Consider the following 6,051-nt stretch of genomic DNA (forward strand, 5'->3'; position numbering starts at 1 on the left):
AAATGGCTGTTGAATCTTTATTAGAAGTACTTAAATATAAGAACAAAGATGTCATCCACAGATATGAACAAGATTACCCTCATAATAAATTAAAGGGCAAAGATGCTTTTAACGAGTTATTAAAATTTTTTTGGATTGCTCAACGACATAAAACCGCAAAGAAATTATCTCCTGAAAATAAGGAATTGAATTTTACTTGCGCTATATATCCTGAAATGAGTGAAATAGATGATATGTGGCATACGTTTCTTTTATTCACAAAGGATTACATGTCTTTCTGTAAAAATTATTTTGATGAATATATTCACCATGTGCCAAATACAAAAGAAGAACCTATAAACGATGCACAATTTGAAGATGATCTAACCAAATATCTGTCTTTTGTATATGATGTTTTAGGGGAAGAAACGATTACAAATTGGTTTGAATAGACTCCACTAAGGGAGCCTATTTATAACGGATTACAGACCCTAAATAATTAGATTAAAAAAAGAGCCCGCAAGGATGACACATTTGACATTCCTTATAGTTTTCTTTTATTTTCAATTTTTTTCTATCAACAATTTTTTTAATTAATAAAGTTTTTTTATTTTCCATATTACTCTCCATTTTAAGTATTTAAAAAAGAGGCACTTGATAAGCACCTGACAAACTAATTCATATATGTTTCTTAGTAGTTATGAAAATCCATCAAACTATGGACTTTTATAGTGATAACCGAATATTTTTATCAATCCAGTGAGTGATAGTTTCTTGATGCCAAGCTAAAGTAGTCCCGTTTAATTTAACTGGCTCAGGGAATTTTCCACTCGTCCACCACCGTCTCAATGTAAGCCGATTACGACCAATAAGCCTTTCCAGATCGGTAATAAATAAAATTTGTTTCGGTATTTTATTTTCAAATTTTTCCATGCCTGACGCTCCAATTTAGGCTAAAGATCCTGAAAAGATTTAGCTTTCCATTTACTTTTTTGCTCCATATCAATAAATAACATGAATAATTTCAGTAAATTTAATTCAATATTATTGTCTTGAGGTAAGCGATTATGGTGATAAATCAATTGCAGATAAGCAATTGGAGAGTTTGATAAGTTAGCTAAACGATGCAGAGGATAATTTGTAGAATCCAATAAATACTGAATCATCCCTTTGTAAATGACGACCTTTTGATCGAAAAACATGAAAAGTACTCCTGTAAAACATATGTAATGAATCCAACTCTTGCCAAATTAACATTAAGTATCATTTGGCGAAAACAATATTAATACGATATTAATTTTATTATCAATATGTTTAATAAAGAAATTTATCTTAATATACAATATGATATTGAATGATATCGCTTTATATGATAATTTTTTTACGTCGTTCAAATATAAGGAAGATTTTATGAGTAATGGACCCTATCAATCGTTTGCAAAGCGATTGATTAACATGCTCAAAGATAGAGGCCATACTGCCTCTCGCTCACCAAATGGCATCTGCATCAAGACTTTGTCTGAGTTTACTGATGCATCTGAACAGATCTGTCGCCGTTACATTAGAGGGGATGCATTGCCAGATTATGAAAAAGTGAAACAACTGGCTTTCCATCTTCAAGTAAACCCAGGTTGGTTGCTCTTTGGAGAGGAAGGACATTCTGCTCCCCAAAAAAATGAAGTCGATGAAACGCTACTTCATTACATCTTAAAGCAAAGCCATCATTTATACCCTATCTCTCATGGTAGTAATGACGACTATGCCGATTTTGTGTTAGGATTGATAAAAGAAGTGCGCTCAATTGACACTTCGGAAAATAATTTACTAAAAATCATTGACTTGGCCATTGGATCTATTTCTTCCTACGAAGAAAAACGAAAAAAGCATAGTCATGCTGTATAAGAAATTTGTAGATATGGATGTAACAGCTGTTGAAGTAAGGCTTCACCCTAAAGCCAAAGAATTTCTTTTTGAACATTTTGTCATCATGCGTAAAGTGTTCTCTGATGTACTAGGACAAGTAGAAACAGACTATGCTTCTATTGCCCTTATTAATCATGAAGCACAGATCTTTTTTATGTCCTCGAATCCATCTATAGAACAAAATTTAATTGAGAAAAGTCTGTGGCTTTTTGATGGTTGCTATCAGCTAAGCTTTATCAACCAAGATCAACCAAAATTATGGAGCGAACTGCTTCATATAGGCTGTATAGAAGCAATTAATAAATACAAACAAATAGAACCTGGGCTGATTACGGGTATTTCCATTCCTACTGAATATGATTCTTATCGGGCAATCTTTTCATTTGGATTAAAACGGATCAATCCCTATATCCAGAATAAAAGCTCCATTCATTGCGAAAAACTATCAGCCATGGGCAAGTTTGCATTAAGGAGAATTCAAGAGTACTTAACTTTTCCCGACCATAAGTCCTGCATAACAACGAAGCCCAAACTTAAATTAATCATCAACAATCAGGTGAACTATGAACACACTCCTGGATAAAAGCGACCCTATTTTAAAACAAACTGCTGAGCCAATTGCAGAATCAGAATTTGGCTGTTCCTGGCTAAAAGATTTATCACAAACCATGATTAATATCATGGCTGAAAAAGGTGCTGTTGGCGTTGCTGCGCCACAAATAGGTATCAGTAAACGAGTGATTGTTTTTGGTACGAATTACACCAAACGCAGAAAACCAGAATATCCAATTCCTGATACTATACTTATTAACCCCTCTCTCAAAGTACTATCAGAGGAAATTCAGATTGATTACGAAGGGTGTTTGAATTGTGGTGAATTAATGGGAAAAGTACCACGAGCAATGGAGATTGAATATTCAGGTTTCGATATGGACGGCAATAAAATTACAAAAAGAGCCACGGGCCTTGAGGCACGTATCCTTCAGCACGAGATTGATCATCTGGATGGATTTTTATTTTTAGATCGAATAGAAGACCAAGATTCACTAACCACCTTATCAGCAATGCAAAGTAAAGGATGATAATCGCATGAAGCATCAAACCCGAATCATTCTGGCTGGCACATTAGGTAATTTAATTGAATCATTTGATATGGCCATTTGCGGTCTACTTTCAGTTTACATAGCCAAATACTTAATTGGTGATGCTTCTAAGGGTTTGTTCATCGTCTTTTTAACATTTTTTGCTGGTTACTTGGCTAGACCCATTGGGTCTATGATCATGGGATTATTATCGGATATCTATGGCAGAAAAATCATCCTGGCAGGCTCTATTCTCTCTATGGGGATATCAACAACCCTTATCGGATTTATCCCCCCTCGCAGCACCATAGGTACATTTTCTGTTATTACTTTATTAGCATTGAGAATTATTCAGAGTTTCTCATGTGGAGCTGAATATCTGAATTCATCTGCTTATCTTGTTGAGAATGCAGAAGCGACTAGAAAAGGTTACTCGGGAAGCTGGGCTTCTTTTGGTGCTATGTCAGGAATGCTTGTCGCTTCATTCATAGCCCTGATCGTTTCCTATCTTACCAAACACTACCCTGAATATGATTGGTTTATTTGGCGAGTACCCTTTGTACTTGCATTGTTAGGTTCTTCAATTGGTTTGTATATACGTTTATGTATTCCTGAGAGCATGGATTACATAATGTACTATGCGAACAGACCCAAACCTAAGTTTAGAAGTTTACTTTCTGAGTCAGTCAGCTATATCAAAAAAAATAAGATACAGTCACTTTATGTGTTCATTTTAAGTTGTTTAGGTGTTACAACCACTTTCCAAATTTATATTTACGGTCCTATGCAGGCTCATTTGTATGGCCATTTCCAGGATCACCAAATTATTTTATCGAATATGCTCTCTTTAATTGTTTTACTAGGAGTGTTTCCTATAGTTGGAAAGCTATCAGATAAAATTAATAGAGAAAAAATTGTGATCTTTGCAAGTATAGGGTTCTTATTCCTTTCCAAGCCATTTTTTTATGTTTTGTCACAACATGATATCTATAAACTTTTATTAGGGCAGGCATTAATTGCCATTCCTGCTGGTGCTTATTATGCTACTGTACCTGTAATACTTTCTGAGATGTTTCCTATCAATTTACGATGTACTGTGTTATCAGTTTTATACTCCACAGCGGCAAGTTTATCAGCGGGGCTTGCACCCCTCATTTCATTATTGCTAGTAAAAAATACTGGGATTCCGTCATCTCCATCAATATTAGTCTTTGGTTTAATAGGCGCTGTATTTACAGCAATAAAAATAAAACGCGCCCATGAAAAAAATCTAAATTACAAATTAATCTTATCTAAATCTGTAAATCAACGACCCTGACTTTTATCTGTCTTATAGCTTACCTTAAGGATTATGATGAACTTACAACATAAAATCGCGGAAAAATATTTAACCGTAATCAAAAAATCACTTACAGGCTCTTTAGACACATCGCAACCAGAGTATTGGCAATTTAATATTGCATCAACACAAGCGTTTAAATCATTTATGACCAATGGACAAGTTAGGACGCTCATTGGCCCCAAACGATTAGATAATATAGAACAGTCAATGAAACACATCACAAGTAATCATGTTATTGGCGATATTGTTGAAGCCGGATGTTGGCGAGGTGGTGCTTTATTGTATTTAAAAGCATGTCTGAATGTTTATGAGGATCCAAACACAATCTCACGGAATGTTTGGGGAGCTGATCTATTTCCTGAATCCAGCCAACTTGTTACGTCTTATTCTAAATTAATTCGCTTTAAGAGCTTATTAAAAATTAGGAAATTGCTCCCCAAAAAAACCCAACAGCGTTTAGCTAATTATGTTATGGAAGCCTTTCCTAATGAACAGTATGACAAAACAACCTTAAGTAAGATTTTTGCCCTGGCCAATTCATTAACCTATATCAAAAAGGAATCCTTGATTTCTACTTCCCATCATGATCTCCTCGAAGCATTTAAACGGTACGATCTTTATGATGAGTCAATAAAATTAATGCCTGGATGGTTTAAAAATACCTTGCCCCTAATGAAAGATAAAATTGAACATATTGCACTTTTACGTATTGACGCTGATTTTTATCAATCAACATTGGACGTACTCAACGCTTTATACCCAAAACTATCGCAAAATGGCATTTGCATTATTGATGATTACGGCGGATTTGCTGAGTGTCAGAGAGCAGTAGATGAATACCGTAAGCAACATCACATTACCGATCCTCTGGAATCAGTTGACGGGACTTGTTATTACTGGATCGTTAAGAATCCCATCCATCAATGAAGTTAATACTTTGCCTGGCCCAAGTTCAATAAAATCCAAATACCCTAAAGCCAGGCAATATTCGATGCTTTGATGCCAAAATACTGGGCTCACTAACTGTTGACTGAGTAACCGAGGCATTTCTATGAAACAATCAACATGTGCTCGTGCAGTGGCATTGAGTATGATGGGATATTGAGGTTGGTGGAACTGAAATTGTTTGAGATAGGAATAGAAAATTTCAGCAGCAGCTTGCATCAAAAAAGAATGAAATGCGCCGCTAACCTTTAAGGGAATAAAGCGTCCCTCAGCAAATAATTTTGAACTGGTTTCGATTGATTCCTTTGTTCCTGAAACCACGGTTTGCATTGGAGAATTATAATTAGCAATCACTAAAGACAGCTGATTTTCTTTAATGATTGCCTCAATTTTAGCCGCGCTCATTCCTACTATTGCTGCCATGGCGCCTTCTTTAGCTTCATTCATCAATTCTGCACGTCGCTTAACGACTCTCAGTCCAGTGGCAAAATCAAAAACTCCGGCCACATAAAATGCCGCATATTCTCCTAAACTATGCCCTAATACCATATCCACTTTTAAATAGTTTTTTCTCGCAAGCCAGTCCATTACGGAAATACAATAAATTAGCGGTTGAGTATATAAAGTTTGATTCATTACCTCACTCAATACTGCTTGCTCTATGTCATAACCAAGTATCTGATTTGCTTCAGAAACAACATCGGGAAATAATTTAAATAACTCTTGCCCCATTCCTTTGAATTGTGAACCTTGGCCTGGAAATAATAATACACTCATAAC

The 6,051-nt window shown here is 35.3% G+C and carries 9 protein-coding genes; 6 read left to right on the forward strand and 3 right to left on the reverse strand.

Going from position 1 to position 6,051, the window contains the following annotated elements:
• The first annotated feature begins 2 nt into the window (after nucleotides 1-2).
• A complete protein-coding gene (locus Lani_RS16615; protein WP_019234895.1) occupies nucleotides 3-431 on the forward strand; it encodes a glycine-rich domain-containing protein in 429 nt (142 codons plus the stop codon).
• Between the two features lie 274 nt (nucleotides 432-705).
• Here the strand turns inward: Lani_RS16615 and Lani_RS16620 are convergent, their stop codons facing one another.
• Both Lani_RS16620 and Lani_RS16625 read right to left on the reverse strand, forming a co-directional pair.
• On the reverse strand, nucleotides 706-912 hold the full coding sequence (locus tag Lani_RS16620; RefSeq protein WP_019234893.1) for a helix-turn-helix transcriptional regulator: 207 nt from the start codon (nucleotides 910-912) through the stop codon (nucleotides 706-708).
• 20 nt (nucleotides 913-932) lie between these two features.
• Complete coding sequence (locus Lani_RS16625; protein ID WP_019234892.1) at nucleotides 933-1,181, reverse strand: hypothetical protein; 249 nt, start codon at nucleotides 1,179-1,181, stop codon at nucleotides 933-935.
• 208 nt (nucleotides 1,182-1,389) lie between these two features.
• On the opposite strand from Lani_RS16625, the gene Lani_RS16630 reads away from it, so the two are divergent.
• From Lani_RS16630 to Lani_RS16650, 5 genes are read left to right on the forward strand one after another with little or no spacing between them, the layout of a single operon-like run.
• Nucleotides 1,390-1,881: a hypothetical protein gene (locus Lani_RS16630; RefSeq protein ID WP_019234891.1), complete on the forward strand. Its 492-nt coding sequence runs from the start codon at nucleotides 1,390-1,392 to the stop codon at nucleotides 1,879-1,881.
• Nucleotides 1,871-2,485: a hypothetical protein gene (locus Lani_RS16635; RefSeq protein ID WP_019234890.1), complete on the forward strand. Its 615-nt coding sequence runs from the start codon at nucleotides 1,871-1,873 to the stop codon at nucleotides 2,483-2,485. The genes Lani_RS16630 and Lani_RS16635 overlap by 11 nt, the downstream gene beginning before the upstream one ends.
• Entirely contained in the window at nucleotides 2,466-2,984 is a 519-nt protein-coding gene (gene def / locus Lani_RS16640) for a peptide deformylase (RefSeq protein ID WP_019234889.1), read from the forward strand. The genes Lani_RS16635 and def overlap by 20 nt, the downstream gene beginning before the upstream one ends.
• A gap of 7 nt (nucleotides 2,985-2,991) precedes the next feature.
• The gene (locus Lani_RS16645; protein ID WP_019234888.1) at nucleotides 2,992-4,302 is read left to right on the forward strand and encodes an MFS transporter; all 1,311 of its coding nucleotides are present in this window, start codon (nucleotides 2,992-2,994) and stop codon (nucleotides 4,300-4,302) included.
• 33 nt (nucleotides 4,303-4,335) lie between these two features.
• Entirely contained in the window at nucleotides 4,336-5,253 is a 918-nt protein-coding gene (locus Lani_RS16650) for a TylF/MycF/NovP-related O-methyltransferase (RefSeq protein WP_223499394.1), read from the forward strand.
• On the opposite strand, the gene fabD is transcribed toward Lani_RS16650, so the two are convergent.
• Nucleotides 5,200-6,048, reverse strand: a complete 849-nt coding sequence (gene fabD, locus Lani_RS16655) for an ACP S-malonyltransferase (protein WP_019234886.1) — start codon at nucleotides 6,046-6,048, stop codon at nucleotides 5,200-5,202. The two genes, Lani_RS16650 and fabD, sit on opposite strands and share 54 nt — an antisense overlap.
• Nucleotides 6,049-6,051 lie beyond the last annotated feature (3 nt).

Source organism: Legionella anisa (assembly GCF_001467525.1).
In the GTDB taxonomy this organism is placed as follows: domain Bacteria; phylum Pseudomonadota; class Gammaproteobacteria; order Legionellales; family Legionellaceae; genus Legionella; species Legionella anisa.